Annotated in this window: 24 protein-coding genes; all 24 read left to right on the top strand. The window is 56.9% G+C overall.

The window, feature by feature from the left end:
* The first annotated feature begins 6 nt into the window (after positions 1–6).
* Positions 7–552, top strand: a complete 546-nt coding sequence (gene rplE / locus J3348_RS05855; RefSeq protein ID WP_005938011.1) for a 50S ribosomal protein L5 — start codon at positions 7–9, stop codon at positions 550–552.
* A gap of 17 nt (positions 553–569) precedes the next feature.
* Complete coding sequence (locus J3348_RS05850; RefSeq protein ID WP_005921866.1) at positions 570–755, top strand: type Z 30S ribosomal protein S14; 186 nt, start codon at positions 570–572, stop codon at positions 753–755.
* Positions 756–864: 109 nt separating this feature from the next.
* Complete coding sequence (rpsH, locus tag J3348_RS05845) at positions 865–1,263, top strand: 30S ribosomal protein S8 (RefSeq protein ID WP_005938007.1); 399 nt, start codon at positions 865–867, stop codon at positions 1,261–1,263.
* A 17-nt stretch (positions 1,264–1,280) separates the two neighbouring features.
* Positions 1,281–1,832 carry a 50S ribosomal protein L6 gene (gene rplF / locus J3348_RS05840; protein WP_005938003.1) on the top strand — a complete coding sequence of 184 codons (552 nt, stop codon included), beginning with the start codon at positions 1,281–1,283 and terminating at the stop codon, positions 1,830–1,832.
* A gap of 18 nt (positions 1,833–1,850) precedes the next feature.
* Positions 1,851–2,210 (top strand): 50S ribosomal protein L18, encoded by a 360-nt coding sequence (gene rplR, locus J3348_RS05835; RefSeq protein ID WP_005938000.1) that lies wholly within the window; start codon positions 1,851–1,853, stop codon positions 2,208–2,210.
* Positions 2,211–2,229: 19 nt separating this feature from the next.
* A complete protein-coding gene (gene rpsE / locus J3348_RS05830) occupies positions 2,230–2,730 on the top strand; it encodes a 30S ribosomal protein S5 (protein WP_005937997.1) in 501 nt (166 codons plus the stop codon).
* Positions 2,731–2,744: 14 nt separating this feature from the next.
* Positions 2,745–2,930 (top strand): 50S ribosomal protein L30, encoded by a 186-nt coding sequence (gene rpmD, locus J3348_RS05825; RefSeq protein WP_005934904.1) that lies wholly within the window; start codon positions 2,745–2,747, stop codon positions 2,928–2,930.
* Positions 2,931–2,950: 20 nt separating this feature from the next.
* Positions 2,951–3,391 (top strand): 50S ribosomal protein L15, encoded by a 441-nt coding sequence (gene rplO / locus J3348_RS05820; protein WP_005934902.1) that lies wholly within the window; start codon positions 2,951–2,953, stop codon positions 3,389–3,391.
* Between the two features lies 1 nt (position 3,392).
* Positions 3,393–4,688, top strand: a complete 1,296-nt coding sequence (gene secY / locus J3348_RS05815; RefSeq protein ID WP_005937994.1) for a preprotein translocase subunit SecY — start codon at positions 3,393–3,395, stop codon at positions 4,686–4,688.
* A 114-nt stretch (positions 4,689–4,802) separates the two neighbouring features.
* Complete coding sequence (locus tag J3348_RS05810) at positions 4,803–5,435, top strand: adenylate kinase (protein ID WP_005937991.1); 633 nt, start codon at positions 4,803–4,805, stop codon at positions 5,433–5,435.
* Between the two features lie 2 nt (positions 5,436–5,437).
* On the top strand, positions 5,438–6,229 hold the full coding sequence (gene map, locus J3348_RS05805; RefSeq protein WP_097777145.1) for a type I methionyl aminopeptidase: 792 nt from the start codon (positions 5,438–5,440) through the stop codon (positions 6,227–6,229).
* Between the two features lie 713 nt (positions 6,230–6,942).
* The gene (gene infA / locus J3348_RS05800; RefSeq protein ID WP_005937979.1) at positions 6,943–7,194 is read left to right on the top strand and encodes a translation initiation factor IF-1; all 252 of its coding nucleotides are present in this window, start codon (positions 6,943–6,945) and stop codon (positions 7,192–7,194) included.
* A gap of 35 nt (positions 7,195–7,229) precedes the next feature.
* The gene (rpmJ, locus tag J3348_RS05795) at positions 7,230–7,343 is read left to right on the top strand and encodes a 50S ribosomal protein L36 (RefSeq protein WP_005921832.1); all 114 of its coding nucleotides are present in this window, start codon (positions 7,230–7,232) and stop codon (positions 7,341–7,343) included.
* 82 nt (positions 7,344–7,425) lie between these two features.
* Complete coding sequence (gene rpsM / locus J3348_RS05790; protein ID WP_005937976.1) at positions 7,426–7,797, top strand: 30S ribosomal protein S13; 372 nt, start codon at positions 7,426–7,428, stop codon at positions 7,795–7,797.
* Positions 7,798–7,811: 14 nt separating this feature from the next.
* Complete coding sequence (gene rpsK, locus J3348_RS05785) at positions 7,812–8,222, top strand: 30S ribosomal protein S11 (protein WP_005934894.1); 411 nt, start codon at positions 7,812–7,814, stop codon at positions 8,220–8,222.
* Between the two features lie 20 nt (positions 8,223–8,242).
* Positions 8,243–8,845 (top strand): 30S ribosomal protein S4, encoded by a 603-nt coding sequence (gene rpsD, locus J3348_RS05780; RefSeq protein ID WP_005937973.1) that lies wholly within the window; start codon positions 8,243–8,245, stop codon positions 8,843–8,845.
* 113 nt (positions 8,846–8,958) lie between these two features.
* Complete coding sequence (locus J3348_RS05775) at positions 8,959–9,918, top strand: DNA-directed RNA polymerase subunit alpha (RefSeq protein WP_044953267.1); 960 nt, start codon at positions 8,959–8,961, stop codon at positions 9,916–9,918.
* Between the two features lie 23 nt (positions 9,919–9,941).
* Positions 9,942–10,283: a 50S ribosomal protein L17 gene (rplQ, locus tag J3348_RS05770; RefSeq protein ID WP_005921819.1), complete on the top strand. Its 342-nt coding sequence runs from the start codon at positions 9,942–9,944 to the stop codon at positions 10,281–10,283.
* A 614-nt stretch (positions 10,284–10,897) separates the two neighbouring features.
* Positions 10,898–12,829: a hypothetical protein gene (locus J3348_RS05765; protein ID WP_207698538.1), complete on the top strand. Its 1,932-nt coding sequence runs from the start codon at positions 10,898–10,900 to the stop codon at positions 12,827–12,829.
* 158 nt (positions 12,830–12,987) lie between these two features.
* On the top strand, positions 12,988–14,295 hold the full coding sequence (locus J3348_RS05760) for a hypothetical protein (protein WP_223388546.1): 1,308 nt from the start codon (positions 12,988–12,990) through the stop codon (positions 14,293–14,295).
* A gap of 18 nt (positions 14,296–14,313) precedes the next feature.
* The gene (locus J3348_RS05755; protein ID WP_005937958.1) at positions 14,314–15,021 is read left to right on the top strand and encodes a response regulator transcription factor; all 708 of its coding nucleotides are present in this window, start codon (positions 14,314–14,316) and stop codon (positions 15,019–15,021) included.
* Positions 15,018–16,442 (top strand): HAMP domain-containing sensor histidine kinase, encoded by a 1,425-nt coding sequence (locus J3348_RS05750; RefSeq protein WP_120079784.1) that lies wholly within the window; start codon positions 15,018–15,020, stop codon positions 16,440–16,442. The genes J3348_RS05755 and J3348_RS05750 overlap by 4 nt, the downstream gene beginning before the upstream one ends.
* Positions 16,443–16,504: 62 nt before the next feature.
* Positions 16,505–17,452: a DUF1385 domain-containing protein gene (locus tag J3348_RS05745; protein ID WP_005937952.1), complete on the top strand. Its 948-nt coding sequence runs from the start codon at positions 16,505–16,507 to the stop codon at positions 17,450–17,452.
* Positions 17,446–18,420 (top strand): HemK/PrmC family methyltransferase, encoded by a 975-nt coding sequence (locus J3348_RS05740; RefSeq protein ID WP_207698537.1) that lies wholly within the window; start codon positions 17,446–17,448, stop codon positions 18,418–18,420. The genes J3348_RS05745 and J3348_RS05740 overlap by 7 nt, the downstream gene beginning before the upstream one ends.
* Positions 18,421–18,487 lie beyond the last annotated feature (67 nt).

Here is an 18,487-nt window from a genome sequence, read left to right as displayed (position 1 = left end):
GGAACAATGGCTCGTTTGAAAGAACAGTATGTCAATGAAATTGCTCCTGCTCTGAACTCCAAGTTCGGTTACAAGAGCGTTATGCAGATCCCCAAGCTGGACAAGGTCGTCATCAACGTTGCCTGCGGCGAAGCCAAGGACAACGAGAAGATCCTGGAAGCTGTCATGAAGGATCTGGGCCAGATCACTGGCCAGAAGGCAGTTGTGTGCCGTGCCAAGAAGAGCGTTGCTAACTTCAAGCTGCGCCAGGGCACTCCCATCGGCTGCAAGGTCACCCTGCGCGGTGAGCGTATGTATGAGTTCGTCGATCGCTTCTTCAACATCGCACTGCCCCGTGTCCGCGACTTCCGCGGCATCAACGGCAACGGTTTTGATGGCCGCGGCAACTTTGCATGCGGCATCAAGGAGCAGATCATCTTCCCCGAGATCGACTTCGAGAAGGTCGATGCAGTCCGCGGCATGGATGTCTGCTTTGTCACCACTGCCAAGACTGACGAAGAGGGCAAGGAGCTGCTGAAGGCTCTGGGCGCTCCGTTCGCAGAGAACAACTAAGGGAGGAGATTTCTACAATGGCTAAACTGTCTATGAAGCTGAAGCAGTCTCGTCCTGCTAAGTTCTCTACCCGTGCATACACCCGCTGCCGCATCTGCGGCCGTCCCCACTCCGTGCTGCGCAAGTACGGCGTGTGCCGTGTGTGCTTCCGTGAGCTGGCCTACAAGGGCGAGATCCCGGGCGTGAAGAAGGCTTCCTGGTAATCAGCCGGAGGGCCGGATAATTTGTCGGATATCCGCCCCGGGGCAACGATGTTTCGGGGCGGTATCATTATAAAACAAACGAGAGCTAATCTAAGGAGGTTAGTGGCAAATGCAGATTACTGATCCTATCGCGGACCTGCTGACTCGCATCCGCAACGCTAGCACTGCCAAACACCCTTCTGTGGAGATCCCCGCTTCCAACATGAAGAAGGCTATCTGCCAGATTCTGGTTGACGAGGGCTACATCAAGGGCATGCAGGTCAAGAACGACACCGTTCAGGGCACCATCGTTGTCACCCTGAAGTATCAGGCTAACGGCGAACCCGTTATCGCTGGTCTGCGCCGCGTGTCCAAGCCCGGCCTGCGCATCTACACCAACTGCGAGGATATGCCCAAGGTCATGAAGGGCCTGGGCACCGCAATCATTTCCACCTCTAAGGGCATCATGACTGATAAGGCTGCACGTGCTGCACACGTCGGCGGCGAAGTCCTGGCCTACGTGTGGTAAGAAAGGGGTAAAAGACAATGTCGAGAATTGGAAGAAAACCCATCGTCATTCCTGCCGGCGTCACTGTCACTGTCGATGAGGCAGCACATCACGTCGCCGTCAAGGGCCCCAAGGGCAGCCTGAATTCCAACTATCATCCCCTGATGACCGTCAAGGTCGAGGGCAATGAAGTTCTGGTTACCCGCCCCAATGACGAACCCCAGGCCCGCAGCCTGCACGGCCTGACCCGTACCAACATCGCCAACATGGTGAACGGTGTTGTGAACGGCTACGAGAAGAAGCTGGAGATCGTGGGCGTCGGCCTGCGCTGCCAGAAGCAGGGCTCCAACCTGGTCATGAACCTGGGCTTCTCTCATCAGGTGAACATTCCTGATACTGAGGACTGCACCATCGTGTGGCAGGATCCCAACCACTTCACCGTTACCGGTATTGACAAGCAGAAGGTCGGCCAGTATGCTGCCGAGATCCGCGCCAAGAAGCCGCCCGAGCCTTACAAGGGCAAGGGCATTCGCTACGAGGGCGAGGTTGTCAAGCACAAAGAAGGCAAGGCCGGCAAGGGCAAGAAATAAGGTAAGGAGTGAAAGACAATGGTTAAGCAGATCGACAAGAACGAAGCTCGTCTTCGTCGTCATCGCCGCGTTCGTAACAAGATCAGCGGCACCGCAGCACGTCCTCGCCTGGATGTTTTCCGCTCCGCCAAGCACATTTACGCTCAGATCATCGATGATGAGCAGGGCGTGACTCTGGTGTCGGCTTCTACTATGGACAAGGACTTCAACGGCAACGGCGGCAACGTCGAGGCCGCTGCTGAGATCGGCAAGAAGATCGCAGCAAAGGCTCTGGAAAAGGGCATCACCGAGGTCGTGTTCGACCGTGGTGGCTACGTTTATCATGGCCGTGTTAAGGCCCTGGCTGATGGCGCCCGTGAGGGCGGCCTGAAGCTGTAATGAGAGGAGGAAACACATTATGGCTATGAGAAACCGTGAAGACGACGGCATGATCACCAAGGTTGTCTCCATCAACCGCGTTTCCAAGACTGTCAAGGGCGGCCGCATCATGAAGTTTGCCGCTCTGGTTGTCGTGGGCGACGGCAAGGGCACCATTGGTTACGGCATCGGCAAGTCCGGCGAAGTGCCTGAGGCAATCCGCAAGGGCGAAGCTGCTGCTAAGAAGAACATGCACAAGGTTGCCCTGAAGGGCACCACCATCCCCCACGAGATCGTCGGCAAGTACGGCGCAGGCGCCGTTCTGCTCAAGCCGGCTGCACCTGGTACCGGTATGATCGCCGGCGGCCCTGTGCGTGCCGTCATTGAGGCTGCTGGCATCAAGGACATTCGTGCGAAGTCTATGCGTTCCAACAACCCCATCAACGTTGTTTCTGCTACCTTCGCAGGTCTGTGCGGCCTGGTCAGCGCTGAGTCTGTCGCTGAGAAGCGCGGCAAGACCGTGAAAGAAATTCTGGGTTAAGGAGGTAACAAACCATGGCAGATAAGATGCTCAAGATCGAGCTGAAGAAGAGCCTGATTGGCCGCGGCGCTAAGCAGATCGCTACCGCTGAGGCTCTGGGCCTGAAGAAGCCGGGCGACGTTACCGTTCAGCCTGACAATGCCGCTACGCAGGGCAAGATCGCAAAGATCGGCTTTATGCTCAGCGTCACCGAAGCCTAATAGCAGGGGGTATACGCATAATGAAACTTCATGAATTGCACGCGATTCCCGGCGCAAACAAGGCTGTGACCCGCAAGGGCCGCGGCATTGGCTCCGGCAATGGCAAGACTGCCGGCTTCGGCAGCAAGGGCCAGAAGGCCCGTTCCGGCGTGAAGCACGCTGGTTTCGAGGGCGGCCAGATGCCTCTGGCACGCCGCCTGCCCAAGGTTGGCTTTAACAACATCTTTGCTACCCAGTACGCCATCGTCAACGTGGCTGATCTGGAAGCTGCTTTCAATGCCGGCGATGTCGTCGATACCGAGGCTCTGAAGGCAAAGGGTCTGGTCAAGAAGACTCTGGACGGCGTTAAGGTTCTGGGCAACGGCGAGCTGACCAAGGCTCTGACCGTGAAGGCCGCAGCCTATTCCGCTTCTGCCAAAGAGAAAATCGAGAAGGCAGGCGGAAAGGCTGAGGTGATGTAAGGTGTTCCAGACATTCCGTAACGCATGGAAGATCCCCGAGCTTAAAAATCGTCTCCTGTTCACGCTGGCGATCCTCGTGGTGTACCGTCTGGGCTGTGCCATCCCCGTTCCGTTCGTTTCCGGCTCTGCGCTGACGCAGATGTTCGCAAACGGCGACATGCTCTCCTATCTGAACATGATGAGCGGTGGTGCTCTGGCCCGTTGCACGCTCTTCGCGTTAGGTGTGACACCCTATATCAACGCCTCCATTATTGTGCAGCTGCTCACCGTGGCAATTCCCGCGCTGGAAAATCTGGCAAAGGAAGCCGACGGCCAGCAGAAGCTGCAGCAGATCAACCGGTACGCAGGTGCTGTGGTCGCTCTGATCATGAGCATCGGCTACTACTTCGTGATCCGCAATATGGGCGCACTGAAGTACGTTTCCGGCGGTGCCGGCATCTTTGCCGCCATCGTCATCATCGCAACCTTTGTGGCCGGCGCACAGCTGATCACATGGTGCGGTGAGCAGATCGATGACAAGGGCATCGGCAACGGTGTCTCGCTCATCATCTTTGCTTCGATCGTCTCCAACTGGTCTTCGCTGTACACCTCTGTCAAGGGTCTGCTGACTCAGGCAGCGTCCGGCAAGCCTCAGTACTACTTCTTCCTGCCGCTGCTGATCGTGCTGGCACTGGTGGCTGTGGTCTTCGTGGTCGTCATGACCAACGCAGAGCGCCGCATCACCATTCAGTACGCAAAGCGCGTGGTAGGCCGCAAGCAGATGGGCGGTCAGAACAGCTATCTGCCCCTGAAGCTGAACATGAGCGGCGTTATGCCCATCATCTTCGCTTCGGCTCTGGTGTCCATCCCGGGCACCATCGGCAGCTTCCTGCAGATCGACCAGCAGGCACACCCGGTGTGGTATGCATTCTTCCACACCTTCAACTACACCTCCTGGCTGTATGTTGTGATCTACCTGCTGCTGATTCTGGCATTCAACTACTTCTATGTGGCCATCCAGTACAACCCCGTTGAGATCGCCAACAATCTGCGCCGCAACAACGGCTCGATCCCCGGCTTCCGTCCCGGCAAGCCGACCAGCGATTTCATCACCCGCACCCTGAACAAGATCACCCTCATCGGTGCCATCTTCCTGGCTGCGGTGGCTGTGCTGCCGATCATTCTGGGCAACCTGACCGGTATGAGCATCCAGCTGGGCGGTACCAGCCTGCTGATCGTGGTTGGTGTGGCACTTGATACCACCCGCAGCCTCGACAGCTTCATGACGATGCGCAACCACAAGGGCTTCCTTGGTTGATCCACAATAATTAAGATGTGAGAAAGCACTGGAAAGGAGAGTACGCTCGAACTTTTCAGTGCTTTTTTACTTTTTTGGAGTTTACATCCTCTAACAAAGGAAAGGAATGATCCTATGAATCTGATCCTGTTGGGCGCACCTGGTGCTGGTAAGGGCACGCAGGCCGAGATCATCTGCGCCAAGCTGAACATCCCCTCCATCAGCACCGGCAACATTCTGCGCGCTGCTGTCAAGGAAGGCACCGAGATGGGCCTGAAGGCAAAGAGCTTTATGGATGCTGGCGCTCTGGTGCCCGATGAGGTCATCATCGGCATCCTGAAAGAGCGTCTGGCTCAGCCGGACTGCGCAAACGGCTTTATCCTGGACGGTGTGCCCCGCACCATCGCTCAGGCCGAGGCCATCGAGACCATGGGCATCCGCATCGACAAGGTGCTGGAGCTGCAGGTCGAGGACAATGTGATCGTTGACCGCATGAGCGGCCGCCGCGTCTGCGAGAAGTGCGGCGCAAGCTACCACATCGTCAACAAGAAGAGCAAGGTCGAGGGTGTGTGCGACCTGTGCGGCGGCAAGACCGTCATCCGCAAGGACGACCAGCCTGCCACCGTGCTGGATCGTCTGAAAGCATATCATGAGCAGACCGAGCCGCTGGTTGAGTTCTACCGTACCCGCGGCAAGCTGGCAGAGATCAAGTTCTGCCCCTCCATCGAGGAGACCACGGCTGAAGTCATGAAAGCTTTGGAGGCATAATCGTGATTCAGATCAAAAATGCGAAAGAGCTGGACGGCATGCGCAAGGCAAATGCCCTGAGCGCAGCTGCCCTGAAGTACGGCGGTGAGCATATCGAAGCAGGTATGACCACATGGGAATTGGATAAGCTGATCTACGACTTCATCGTGAAGCACGGCGGCACCCCCAATTTCAAGGGTCTGTATGGCTTTCCGGGCACGGCCTGCATCAGCCTGAACGATACCATCATCCATGGTATCCCTTCGCATGACATCGTCATTCGTCCCGGTGATATCGTCAGCATCGATACCGGCGCAAAGATCGATGGCTTCAACGGCGACAATGCCTGCACCTATGCGGTGGGCAAGGTCGATCTGGAAGCACAGCGCCTGCTGGATGTGACCAAGGCTGCTCTTTATAAAGGTATCGAGCAGGCTGTGGCCGGCAACCGCATCGGCGACATTGGCTATGCCGTGCAGAGCTACTGCGAGGATGCCGGTTTCTCGGTCGTCCGCGAGTTCGTGGGCCACGGCACCGGCCGTGAGCTGCACGAGGACCCGGAAGTGCCCAACTACGGCCATCAGGGCCGCGGCCCGCGCCTTGTGCCCGGCATGACCATTGCCATTGAGCCCATGATCTGCCAGTACGACTGCAAGATCACCCAGTCCAAGGACGGCTGGACCGTCAAGACCAAGGACGGTGGTCTGGCTGCGCACTTTGAGCACTCCAATGCGATCCTGAAGGATCACACTGAGATCATGACCCGCTTCTGGGATGACCCGGATTTTGACCCGGAAAAGTTCAGCCTGAAGTAAGCAATCATAAAAAGGAGCCGCTGCGCAGATGATGTGTGGTGGCTCCTTTTGCGTATGGAGTATTCTTGTCGCAGCTGCTTTTTTGGTTAGCGGGCTCGCCCTCTCCGTCTTTGCTTTGCAAATCCACCTCTCCCAAAGGGAGAGGCCTTGGCAAAAAGATGAAGGTTGTGTGGATTGCCAAGGGCTCCCCCTTTGGGGGAGCTGGCAAATCCGTAGGATTTGACTGAGAGGGCGAGGCTGCTGCCCTTGTGCGATGTGCCTTTTTCCCTCTCCATTCCTGCTGTTTGTGCAATTATGACAACTTTTGGTGAAAAAGTTTCATCTTTGCGGTGGAGAAAAACCAAGACCGGGGAGAGAAAGGACAGCTTTTGAATTTCGAGAATTTTTTATCGGAAATACGGAAAAAACCTCTTGCAAATTGACAACAAAAGGTGTATAATCTATAAATGGCTGTGGAAGCCAGATACTTCCTCGGCGGACAGGGATTTTCTGCCCGTTTTGCGGATTTTGTGCCGCGAAAGATGAAGTATGTGGCGATCATCGCCGCCTGTCCGTCTGTGGACCGGCACTGGAACTGGAGAACGCTGAAGCGGCAAGCTGCGGTCAAACGGGCGCAGGCACGTGAAAACCGCGGCGCTTTCAGGGTTCCAAGGCAAAGGCACCGGTTCAGGTTCAACGACAAACTGAGCAGATCCAATGAGGAGGCAAATAGCTTGTCTAAGGAAGACGTTATCGAGATCGAAGGCATTGTGCGTGAAGCCATGCCCAACGCCATCTTTAAGGTGGAAATGTTGAGCGAGGATAAGAACACCGGGAAGCTCACTCCCAGCGGTCACATCCTCTTAGCGCACATCTCCGGCAAGCTGCGGACCAATTTCATCCGTATCCTGCCCGGGGACAAGGTTACCGTGGAAATGTCGCCCTATGATCTTTCTAAGGGCCGCATCACCTGGCGCTCCAAATAAGCACCAGGGTATCAACCAAAAGGAGGTTCAACATCATGAAGGTCAAGCCTTCCGTGAAACCCATCTGCGAAAAGTGCAAGGTCATCCGCCGCAAAGGCCGCGTGATGGTCATCTGCCAGAACCCCAAGCATAAGCAGCGCCAGGGCTAATTCGGGCGCCTGGGGGTCAAGTGCGTAGAGTCCCGGCGCAGACCCCGACACTGACATGGGATGATTTTTGGAGGAAACTACTATGGCACGTATTGCCGGCGTTGACCTGCCCCGCGAGAAGCGCGTTCAGGTGGGTCTCACCTACGTTTATGGTATCGGCCAGACCACTGCTAACAAGATCCTGGAAGCAACTGGCATCAACCCCGATACCCGCGTCAAGGACCTGACTCTGGAAGAAGAGGCTAAGATCCGTGACTACATCGATCAGGCTAACATCATCGTTGAAGGCGACCTGCGCCGCAACGTTGCTCTGGACATCAAGCGCCTGGTTGAGATCCAGTCCTTCCGTGGCACCCGCCATCGCAAGAATCTGCCCTGCCGCGGCCAGCGTACCAAGACCAATGCACGTACCTGCAAGGGTCCCAAGCGCACTGTCGCTAACAAGAAGAAGTAAGGAGGATTTGAGAAATGGCAAGTGCAAATAATGCCAAGAAGGGCGCTAATGTCCGCATGAAGCGCAAAGAGCGCAAGAACATTGCTGCTGGTCAGGCTCATATCCAGTCTACCTTCAACAATACTGTTGTCACCATCACCGACCTGCAGGGTAATGCAGTGTCTTGGTGCTCCTCCGGCTCCCTGAACTTCCGCGGCAGCCGTAAGAGCACTCCGTTCGCAGCCCAGTCTGCTGCTGAGACCGCAGCCAAGGTTGCTATCGAGCATGGCATGAAGACCGTTGAGGTCTACGTCAAGGGCCCCGGCGCTGGCCGTGAGTCCGCTATTCGTGCGCTGCAGGCTACCGGCCTGGAAGTCACCCTGATCAAGGACGTGACTCCCATCCCCCACAATGGCTGCCGTCCCCCGAAGCGCCGTCGTGTCTGATCGAAGGAGGAAATTGAATTATGGCAAAGAATACGCAGCCTATCGCAAAGCGTTGCAAGGCCCTGGGCATTTCTCCTGCGGTCATGGGCTATGCAAAGAAGAATACCACCCGCAACTCCAATGGCAACATGCGCAAGAAGCAGTCTGAGTACGCATCTCAGCTGAAGGAGAAGCAGAAGGTCAAGTTTATCTACGGCGTTCTGGAAAAGCAGTTCCACAATGCTTACCTGCGTGCTGAGGCCCGCCCCGGCAAGACTGGTGAGAACCTGCTGCAGATCATGGAGTGCCGTCTGGACAACGTCGTGTTCCGTCTGGGCTTTGCTCAGACCCGCCGCGACGCTCGTCAGCTGGTGTCCCACGCTCACTTCACCGTCAACGGCAAGAAGGTCAACATTCCTTCTTACCAGGTGAAGGCTGGCGACGTGATCGAAGTGCGCGAGTCCAGCCGCAGCTCTGCAAAGTTTGCAAAGCTGACCGGCCCCGAGGCTCCCGTTGTTGCTCTGCCCGCATGGCTGAACCGTGAGACCGGTTCTCTGAAGGGTGTTGTCGCAAAGCTGCCCGAGCGCAGCGATATCGACTACGAAGTCGCAGAGCACCTCATCGTCGAGCTGTACTCCAAGTAATCCATTAAGAAGGCTGGGCCTTCCCCGTGGACGGCTCACTTTCGCATTCTTTTCTTTGAAAGAATTTAATAATGGGCCGGCGGCAGCGCCGGTTTGACAAGGAGGGCATAGATATGATGGAGATTGAACGTCCCAAAATCGAAACGGCAAGCCTGTCCCCGGACGGCCGCTACGGCAAATTCGTGGCAGAACCGCTGGAGCGTGGCTTTGGCATCACACTGGGCAATAGCCTGCGTCGTGTGCTTCTTTCCTCTCTGCCCGGTGTCGCCGTGACCAGCGTCAAGATTGATGGCGTGGTTCACGAGTTCTCCACCATTGAGGGCGTCAAGGAAGACGTTACCGAAATTGTCCTGAACCTGAAGGGTATTGCTGCAAAGCTGTACACCGATGGTCCGAAGACAGTGCGTGTTGAGGCAGTCGGCCCCTGTGAGGTCACCGCTGACAACATCAAGCAGGGCGACGACATCGAAATTCTGAACCCTGAGTGGCACATCGCAACCCTGGGCGAGGGCGGCAAGCTCGTCATGGAGCTGACCTTCGATAAGGGCCGCGGCTATGTGCCCGCAGAGCGCAACAAACAGGCTATCATCGAGAAGAACGATATCAACACTCTTCCCGTTGACAGCATTTACACCCCTGTGCTCAAGGTGAACTACAACGTCGAGAGCACCCGTGTTGGCCAGGCGATCGATTATGACAAGCTGACCATTGAGGTTTGGACCGATGGCACGATCAATGCGCAGGAAGCCGTTTCTCTGGCTGCCCGTGTGCTGACCGAGCACCTGAACCTGTTCGTCAACCTGTCCGATGAGGCAGCCGGCGCTGAGATCATGGTGGAGAAGACCAACGACGACAAGGAAAAGGCTCTGGAAATGACCATTGAAGAGCTGGATCTGAGCGTGCGTTCCTTCAACTGCCTGAAGCGCGCAGGCATCAACACGGTGGAAGATCTGGTCAGCAAGAGCGAGGACGAGATGATGAAGGTCCGCAACCTCGGTCGCAAGAGCCTGGAAGAGGTCATGGCAAAGCTGGATTCTCTGGGCTTCAAGCTGAACACGGATGACGATAACTAAAAATAATTAAGGAGTGAAACGGGATGCCCGGTACCAGAAAGCTCGGTAGAACCAGCGACAGCCGCAACGCTATGATGCGCGCTATGGTTACCTACCTGTTAGAGAATGGCAAGATTGAGACCACTGTCACTCGCGCTAAGGACGTTCGTTCCATGGCCGAGAAGATGATCAGCCTTGGCAAGGCAAGCGACCTGCACACCAAGCGTCAGGTTTATGCCTACATCACCAAGGAAGATGTTGCAAAGAAGCTGTTTGATGAGATCAGCCCCAAGTACGCTGACCGCAACGGCGGCTACACCCGCATCATCAAGATCGGCGCTCGCCGCGGCGACGCTGCTGAGATGGCAGTTCTGGAGCTCGTCTGATCTGCTCTGACTGTTTGATACAGTGTTCAAAAGCCCTTTCCCAGCAATGGGAGAGGGCTTTTTTTTTTGCGTGGCATTTTCATTGCTTCTGAATGTTCCCGGGAATAACGGGCCAAACCGTAAACATTTTAACAATTTCACTAAAAACTCGAACCTATTTTCTAGCAAAATGCCTCTTGATATGTTGTATGGGGGGGGGGTAAACTTAAAATGCAGACGGTGCCTTTTGGGGTGGGTGCCTGCAAAATAACAAACGAAAAGGGGAAGAGAACATGAGAAAAAAGAGTACGAGACTTCTCAGTGCAGCACTTGCGGTGTGCATGATGCTGTCGGTTCTGCCGGTGGGCGCGTTTGCGGCGGAGCCGGGGGCGGAAGAACAGGAAAATGGCGCGAGTGCGCAGGCGGAGGAAGAATTTGTACAGCCGGAGTCTGTTGAAATCAATAGCACAAACTTCCAAGATACGGACTTCCAAAACTATGTCAAGCAGTATGACAAAGATGGAAATGACAGCCTCAGCCTGGAGGAGCGAAATAAGGTAATAACGATCGAATTGCCAGATGACTCATATTGCCCGACAATGAAGGGTATTGAGTATTTCCCGGAACTAGTCACATTGAAATGCTCTAATACCCATATGCGCTCGCTGGACGTGAGCAAGAACCTGAAACTGGAAACGCTGTGGTGCAATTGGAACAACTTGGAGCAGCTTGATGTCAGCAAGAATAAGGTATTGAAAGATCTGCGGTGTGGTGACAACAACCTGACGACGTTGAATGTGAGCCAAAATGAAGCACTGGAATGGCTGAGCACGAATGATATGCGAAGGAAGCTGAACTCGCTGGATGTGAGTTACAATAAAGCACTAAAACACTTGGAGTGCACGAAGAATGGTCTTACATCATTGGATGTAAGCAGTAATAAAGCATTGGAACAGCTGTTTTGTTATGGAAACCCGCTGACTGAGCTGGACGTGAGCAAGAACGATAAGCTGACAAGCTTGGATTGCAGAAAGTGTGGACTGACTTCACTAAAGTTTGGTTCAGCAGTGAGCTCCATGGAATGCGATGAAAACCAGCTGACAGTGTTGGATATAAGTCAGAACACAAAGTGGACTCAGCTGACGTGCAGCGATAATAAACTGACCTCGCTGCGTTTCAATGAAAATGTGGTAATGCCTCCGGTTGCTGATATTTATATAGGCAACAACTATTACCAGATTGCCGTGGATGCAGATGGCATCTACGACCTGAGTCAGCTGCCGGGAGATTTTGATGTCAGCAAGACCAGTGACTGGACGAATGGCGAGCAGAACGGAACCGAACTGAAAGTTACCCCGGGCAGCACTACGGTTACTTATAAGTACAATACCGGCAGCGCCCCCCATACCGGCCGTAGACCCTTTAACCTGGACGTGCATTGGCACAACTACCAGTGGAACCATAACGGTACCAAACACTGGAGGGAGTGCACTACTGCAAACTGCCCGGGCCTGACGGCTGAACAGGTGGCGAAAACTACCCATGATTACACCGATGCAACAGATCCTTACTGCGACACCTGCGGCTATGTGCGCTCGATGCACAGTGTGATTACCGGTGAGAATGTTACCGCAGAGCTTGAGGACAAAGTGCTGAATGTCCCTGTGGCCGCAGACACCAAAGTGCACCTGACAGCCACTGTGCCGGAGGGAAAGCGCTTCACCGGCTGGACGGTGAAGGTAGGCGGTGAGGAAAAGGAAGCAGACACCTTCCTGACTGCGGACGCAAACGACCCCACCAAGGCGACCTTTACGATGCCGAGTGAGAATGTGGAAGTGACGGCAAACTTTGCGAGCAACCCCACTCTGAACCCCACTCTGAGGGTCGGCGACCATGTGACGGCGACCATTGACGGTATCGATACGCCCGTACAGAGCGGCAGCCCACTGCCGGAGTATACAACCGTGCACCTGACAGCCATTGCGCCGGATGGACAGCACTTCACCGGCTGGACGGTGAAGGTAGGCGGTGAGGAACAGAAAGCAGACACCTTCCTGAAGACCCCGGACGAGAGCGACCCCACCAAGGTGACCTTTACCATGCCGGATGCTAATGTAGAGGTGACGGCAACCTTCGCGGATGATTCCAATCCGGAGGAGCCTGTTGACCCGGTTGGACCCAGCGATACCGACAACATCGATGGCGCGATCTCTGCTGTGGTGATCGGTGCTGCCGCGGGTGTCATCGCTTACGAAGCCGGCACCGGCATCTACCGCGTCATCAATATGCCCGGCATCCCCATGCCTTCCAACCGTATCGAGCTGGCCGAGCTGCTGTGGGAGCACGCCGGGAAGCCGGAGCCTGTAAGCACCGCCCTCTACAGCGACATCGACGAGGGCGATACCGACGCACAAAAGGCCGCCCGCTGGGCAGTGGAGCAGGATCTGATGAAGGACGATGCGGACAACAATAAATTCCACCCGGCCTTCCCGGTCAGCAAGCTGCGCACCTGCCTGACCTGGAACGCCGCAAAAGAAAAAGGCTTGTTTGACAAGACCGAAGAATAAAAATCAGGACCCCAAAAGGGCTGCTGCACCAAATGTGGTGCGGCAGCCCCTTTTCTCGTTTTCGGGTGTTGGAATTGCGCCCGGCCCGTGGTATACTGACAATAGCATGTTTTCGGCCTTTGGCCGGACAAGTTTTCCACACAGAGGAGGCGCAGCGGTTGAAACATCCGAATCATTTTGGCCGGTGGTTGGCTTGCGTGCTGCTGTGCCTGCTTCTGGCAGGCTGCAGCATGCCCGGTGAACAGGTGCAGGTGGAGGAGCTTCTGCGTGCGCCCAAGCTTTCCGGCGATTACGGCGATGTGCAGACTGCCCTGAACGACTGGCTGGGGGAGAGCGCACAGCTCAAGTATCCCATGCAGGGCGACCTGCTTTCGCCTTTCCTGCTGCAGGATCTGGACGGTGACGGCAGGCAGGATGCCGCCGTGCTTTACACCACCGCCCAAAGCTCCAACGTGTGCATTGCCATCCTGCAGAAGGATGATGCCGACATCTGGCATGTGCGCCAGAACGTAGAGGGCCTTGCAGACACGGTAGAGTCGGTGGGGCTGGCCCAGCTGCAGCCCGGCGATGCCACCCAACTGGTGGTGGGTTATACAGCGGCACAGGGCGACCATTATCTGGCTGTGTATTCCTACACCGACGGTGTGCTTTCCACGATCCTGGAGCAGCAGTACCAGCAGTATCTGGTGGAGGATATCACCGGCGGCGGCAATCAGGACCTGATCCTGATGTCTACGCTGGAGGACGGCGGCGTGCAGATCGAACTGCTGACCGTGGATAAAGAGGGCAGCTTCCAGCAGGTGGCTGTTATGGGCCTTTCCGCCAATCGGTTCGCCGGCTGCGCCTCGGTGGCGGCGGGTGTGGGTGCGGACGGCAGGCATTATCTGGTGCTGGATGGCTGGACCGGCATTTCCGGCAACAATCTGGCCAGCGTGCTGCTGCGTTTTGACGAGGACACGCAGCAGATGGTGCCTGCCGACCAGATCAGCACCGAAAAGCTTTACACCGCATCCCTGCGCAATGTGCCCAGTCTGGTCAGTCAGGATCTGGACGGCGACGGCATCGTGGAGATCCCCACCCAGCCGGACGAAGCGGGCCTGCTGAACATGAGCCAGAGCCGCCGCATGGATTTTATCGTGTGGATGGACTATACCAGTCCGCACCCGGAAAAAAGCTTCGGGCTGCTGGACGAAGAGACCAACTGCTATATCGAGCTGCCCATGGAGTGGGAGGGCAACCTCAAACTGACCGACAGCGAACAATATGATGGTGCAGTGGAGCTGCGCACGGTGGACGAAGACCAGCTGGTAATGACCCTGCGTCTGGTGCGCACCACCTCCAGCCTGAAGGGCTGGACCCGCCTTGGCATCGTGGCATCCCGCCAGATGCAGGCGAAGCTTGCCCCGGATGTGGAGATCCGTGATAAAAATTACCGCCTGTCCAAGGCGCTGTATCTGCTCAACTAAAGAACGGAGGAACAGTTCATGGTACGAGTGCTTGTCGTTGAAGATGAAGCCAACATCCGCGAGATGATCGCGCTGAACCTGCGCCTTGCGGGCATGGAGGCTGTGGAGGCCGAAAGCGCCGAGGCGGCTCTGCCGCTGCTGGAGAAGAAGCCGGGCTGCGATGCGGCCATTCTGGATGTGATGCTGCCGGGCATGAACGGCTTCTCCCTGTGCGAGACCATCCGCCGCACCGATCAGAAGATCGGCATTATCATCCTCAGCGCCAAGGGACAGGAGCAGGACAAGATCCGCGGCCTTTCTATTGGTGCCGATGACTATATGACCAAGCCTTTCAGTGTAAGCGAACTGCTGGCCCGTGTGAAAGCGCTGTGCCGCCGCGTCGGCCGTACTGCAGGCGGGGACGAAAAAGAAAAGGAAAACCCGCTGGGGATGCTCACCAGCGGCGAATTTGTGCTGGACGAGAACCGCCGCGTGCTGCTCAAGGCAGGCCAGCCTATTGAGCTGACGCAGGTGGAATTCCAGATCATGGAGCTGTTCTTCCGCAACCCCGGCATTGCGCTGGTGCGCGAGAAGATCTTGAAGGGTGTCTGGGGCGAGAACTATTTTGGTGACGTGAAGATCGTGGATGTGAACATCCGCCGTCTGCGCATGAAGGTGGAGGATGAACCCAGCCATCCCACCCATATCCTTACTGTGTGGGGTTACGGTTACAGATGGGAAGAATGAGAAGCGGGATCACCCGCCGGTGGCTGCGGGGCAACCTGCTCATCACCGTGCTGCTGGTGCTGCTGGCCGAAACCATGTTCCTGTACAACTACACACGCAGCTATTATAACAGCGTGCAGCAGACCATGTACCGGCGGTTCTCTTCGGTGTCCGGCCAGCTGAAAATGTACACCGGCGATACGGTGCAGAGCACGGCGGCTACCCGCAGCGTGGCCCTGCGCCGCATGGTGGAGCAGTTTGCCGATAAGGACAAATACGAGTTCATGCTGCTGGACAGCTATGGCGGGGTCATTGCGTCCTCCAGCGGCACAAATGCGGACGGCATTGTGACCGGCATCGACTTTGAGCAGGCGCAGGAGGCTTCTGATGGCCTTGGTGTGGCGGTCTACCGCACCCAGTCCGGCGAGCTGGTGATGGCGGCCTGTTATCTGGTGCCATACGCCGCCGAGGATGTGGCGGCGATGCGTCTTGTCACCAGCCTGACCCTTGTGGGAGCGCAGATCAAGAACGCCCTCGCGGTAAGTGTTGTGATCGCGGCGGTGATCCTTGCTTTCACCGTGATGTCCGGCCTGTACTTCATCCGCAGCATCGTGGTGCCGCTGGGACAGGTGGAGCGCACCGCAGCCAGCATCGCCCGGGGTGAGCTGGATGTGCGCCTGCCGGTCACCGGCAACGAACACGACGAGGTGGACCGCCTGCGCGGCACCATCAACCAGATGGCCGAAGGGCTGGAAGAGACCGAGAAGATGAAGAACGAGTTCATCAGTTCCGTCTCTCACGAGCTGCGCACGCCGCTCACCTCCATCCGGGGCTGGGTGGAGACCCTGCGCACACTGGACGACCCGGCAGACGAGAACTACCGCAAGGGCCTTGAGATCATCAACAATGAGACGGGCCGCCTGTACAACATGGTGGAAGAGCTGCTGGATTTCAGCCGTCTGCAGAACGGCCGCATCCGTATGGACTGCCGCCCGCTGGACCTTGTGGCAGAGCTGACCGATGCGGTGCTGTTCTGTGAAGCACGCATCCAGCGCGAGGGCCTTGTGCTCAGCTACACCGAGCCGGAGGAGATGATCCCGGTCTATGCCGACCCGGACCGTCTGCGGCAGGTGTTCATCAACATCATGGACAACGCCATCAAGTACTCGGCCCCCGGCGGGCGCATCACGGTCAAGCTGTGGGCGGGCGAATACAAGGCTTTTGCGGAGATCATCGATCAGGGCCGCGGCATCCCGCCGGAAGACCTTGAGAATGTCAAGACCAAGTTCTACAAGGGCAGCAATTCGGTGCGCGGCAGCGGCATCGGCCTTGCGCTGGTGGATTCCATCATGACTGCACTGGACGGCACCATGGACATCAAGAGCACGCTGGGCCGCGGCACAGTGGTCACACTGGGCTTGCCGCTGTACCATAAGGCGTGAAGATTTTGTCACAATTCTGTGGTAAAATAACCGGGAAAAATATGATCCGATAGGAGAACCCAATGAATCAACCCAAAAAGGAACGTTTCAAGACCAGCGTCGGCGGGCAGGCGCTGATGGAAGGCATCATGATGCGCGGCCCGAAGCTCATCTGCTGCGCCGTGCGCAAGCCGGACGGCACCATTGAGACCAAGATCGACCCTGTGAAGAACCACGGCATCTGGACAAAGATCCCGCTGGTGCGCGGTGCCATCTCCATGATCGAAAGCCTGATCGTGGGCTACCGCTACATGATGTACTCGGCTCAGGTGAGCATGGGTGACGACTACGACCCCGAAGAGGAAGAGACTGCCTTTGAAAAATGGGTGGGCGACCACTTGGGCAAAAAGGCAGAGGACGCACTGCTGGCCTGTGCCGCCGTACTGGGCGGACTGCTGGCGATTTTGCTGTTCACCGTGCTGCCCACCCTCATCGTGGGCGGCGTGAACCACTTTGTAACATTGGGCCGCTGGGCCAAGGTGGTGCTGGAAGCGGTGCTGAAAGTTGGCATCTTCCTCACCTATATGGTGGCCATCTCCAAGATGAAGGAGATCCACCGCGTGTTTGAGTACCACGGTGCCGAGCACAAGACCATTGCCTGCTATGAGGCCGGTGATGAGCTGACCGTGGAGAATGTGCGCAAGTACACTCGGTTCCATCCGCGCTGCGGCACCAGCTTCCTCATTCTGGTGGTCATCGTCAGCGTGTTCCTCTACAGTGTGCTGCCGTGGGGCAGCATCGGCCTGCGGGTGCTGTTCAAGCTGCTGCTTCTGCCGCTGGTCATGGGCATCAGCTATGAGCTGCTCAAGTGGTGCGGCCGGTCCGATAACATTGCTACCCGTATCATCCGCCAGCCCGGCATCTGGGTGCAGCACCTGACCGTGTTTGAACCGGATGACAGCATGATCGAGGTGGCCATTGCCGCCGTGACCCCTGTGCTGCCCGAGGACCCGGAGGATGGCAGATGGTAATTGCTGGTTTGACCCCGCGCGAAGCGGTGCGGGCCGTGGAAGCCCGGCTTTCCGCTGCAGGGTGTCCGGATGCCGATTACGATGCACGGGAGCTGTTCCGCGTGGCAGCCGGGCGGGATGCCCGCCTTTCCGACCGGGTGCTGACCACAGAGGAAGCGGAAAAGCTGGAAGCCCTCTGCACGCGCCGTGAGCAGCGGGAACCGCTGCAATACCTGTGCGGGATCTGGAGCTTTCTGGATTTTGACCTTGCCGTTGGCCCCGGTGTGCTCTGCCCCCGGGCAGACACTGAGGTGGTAGCGGAAGCGGCTGCCAATACCCTGACGGGCATTGCAGCACCCCGGGTGCTGGATCTCTGTGCGGGGACCGGCTGTCTGGGGCTGGGCATCAAGCGCTTCTGCCCGGCGGCGCAGGTGACCTGTGTGGAAAAAAGCCCGGAAGCTTTTGTTTATCTGGAAAAGAACTGCCGCTGCGCCCTGAAAGGGCAGGGCGGGCAGACGGAGGACTTGCTGGAGCCTACCGCGTTTGAGCAGGCAGATGCCCCGGCCTTTGACTGGGGGCCGGCGCTGAACGCTCTGCGCGCAAAGGCAAAGCCAGCTTATGCGGTGCAGCCGGTGGAGGGCGACCTGTTCACATACTGGCAGGGCCTGCCGGAAGGGCAGCTTGATCTGATCGTATCCAACCCGCCCTACCTCACCGCCGAGGAAATGCGGCACCTGCAGCCGGAGGTGGCGCAGGAACCGGCCATGGCGCTGGAAGCGGGGGAGGACGGCCTTGTGTTTTACCGTGCCCTTGCAGAGCATTACCAGAATGCACTGCGGCCCGGCGGAGCGCTGGTGCTGGAGATCGGCTGGCAGCAGCGGCAGGCTGTGGCGGCACTGCTGGCTGCAAACGGCTGGGCAGACATTGAGTGCCGCAAGGATTTTGGCGGCAATGACCGGTGCATGATCGCCCACAGACCCGAAAAATAAAAGTGAAAATAGAAACAACTTCTTGTTGTAATATTTTGATTTTGTGGTATACTATACTGGAAAGTAT

Origin of the sequence: Faecalibacterium sp. Marseille-Q4896, assembly GCF_017377615.1 — a bacterium.
Lineage (GTDB): Bacteria > Bacillota > Clostridia > Oscillospirales > Ruminococcaceae > Faecalibacterium > Faecalibacterium taiwanense.
Note: the sequence above shows the minus strand (reverse complement) of the source record. Positions and strands in the feature narration are given on the sequence as shown.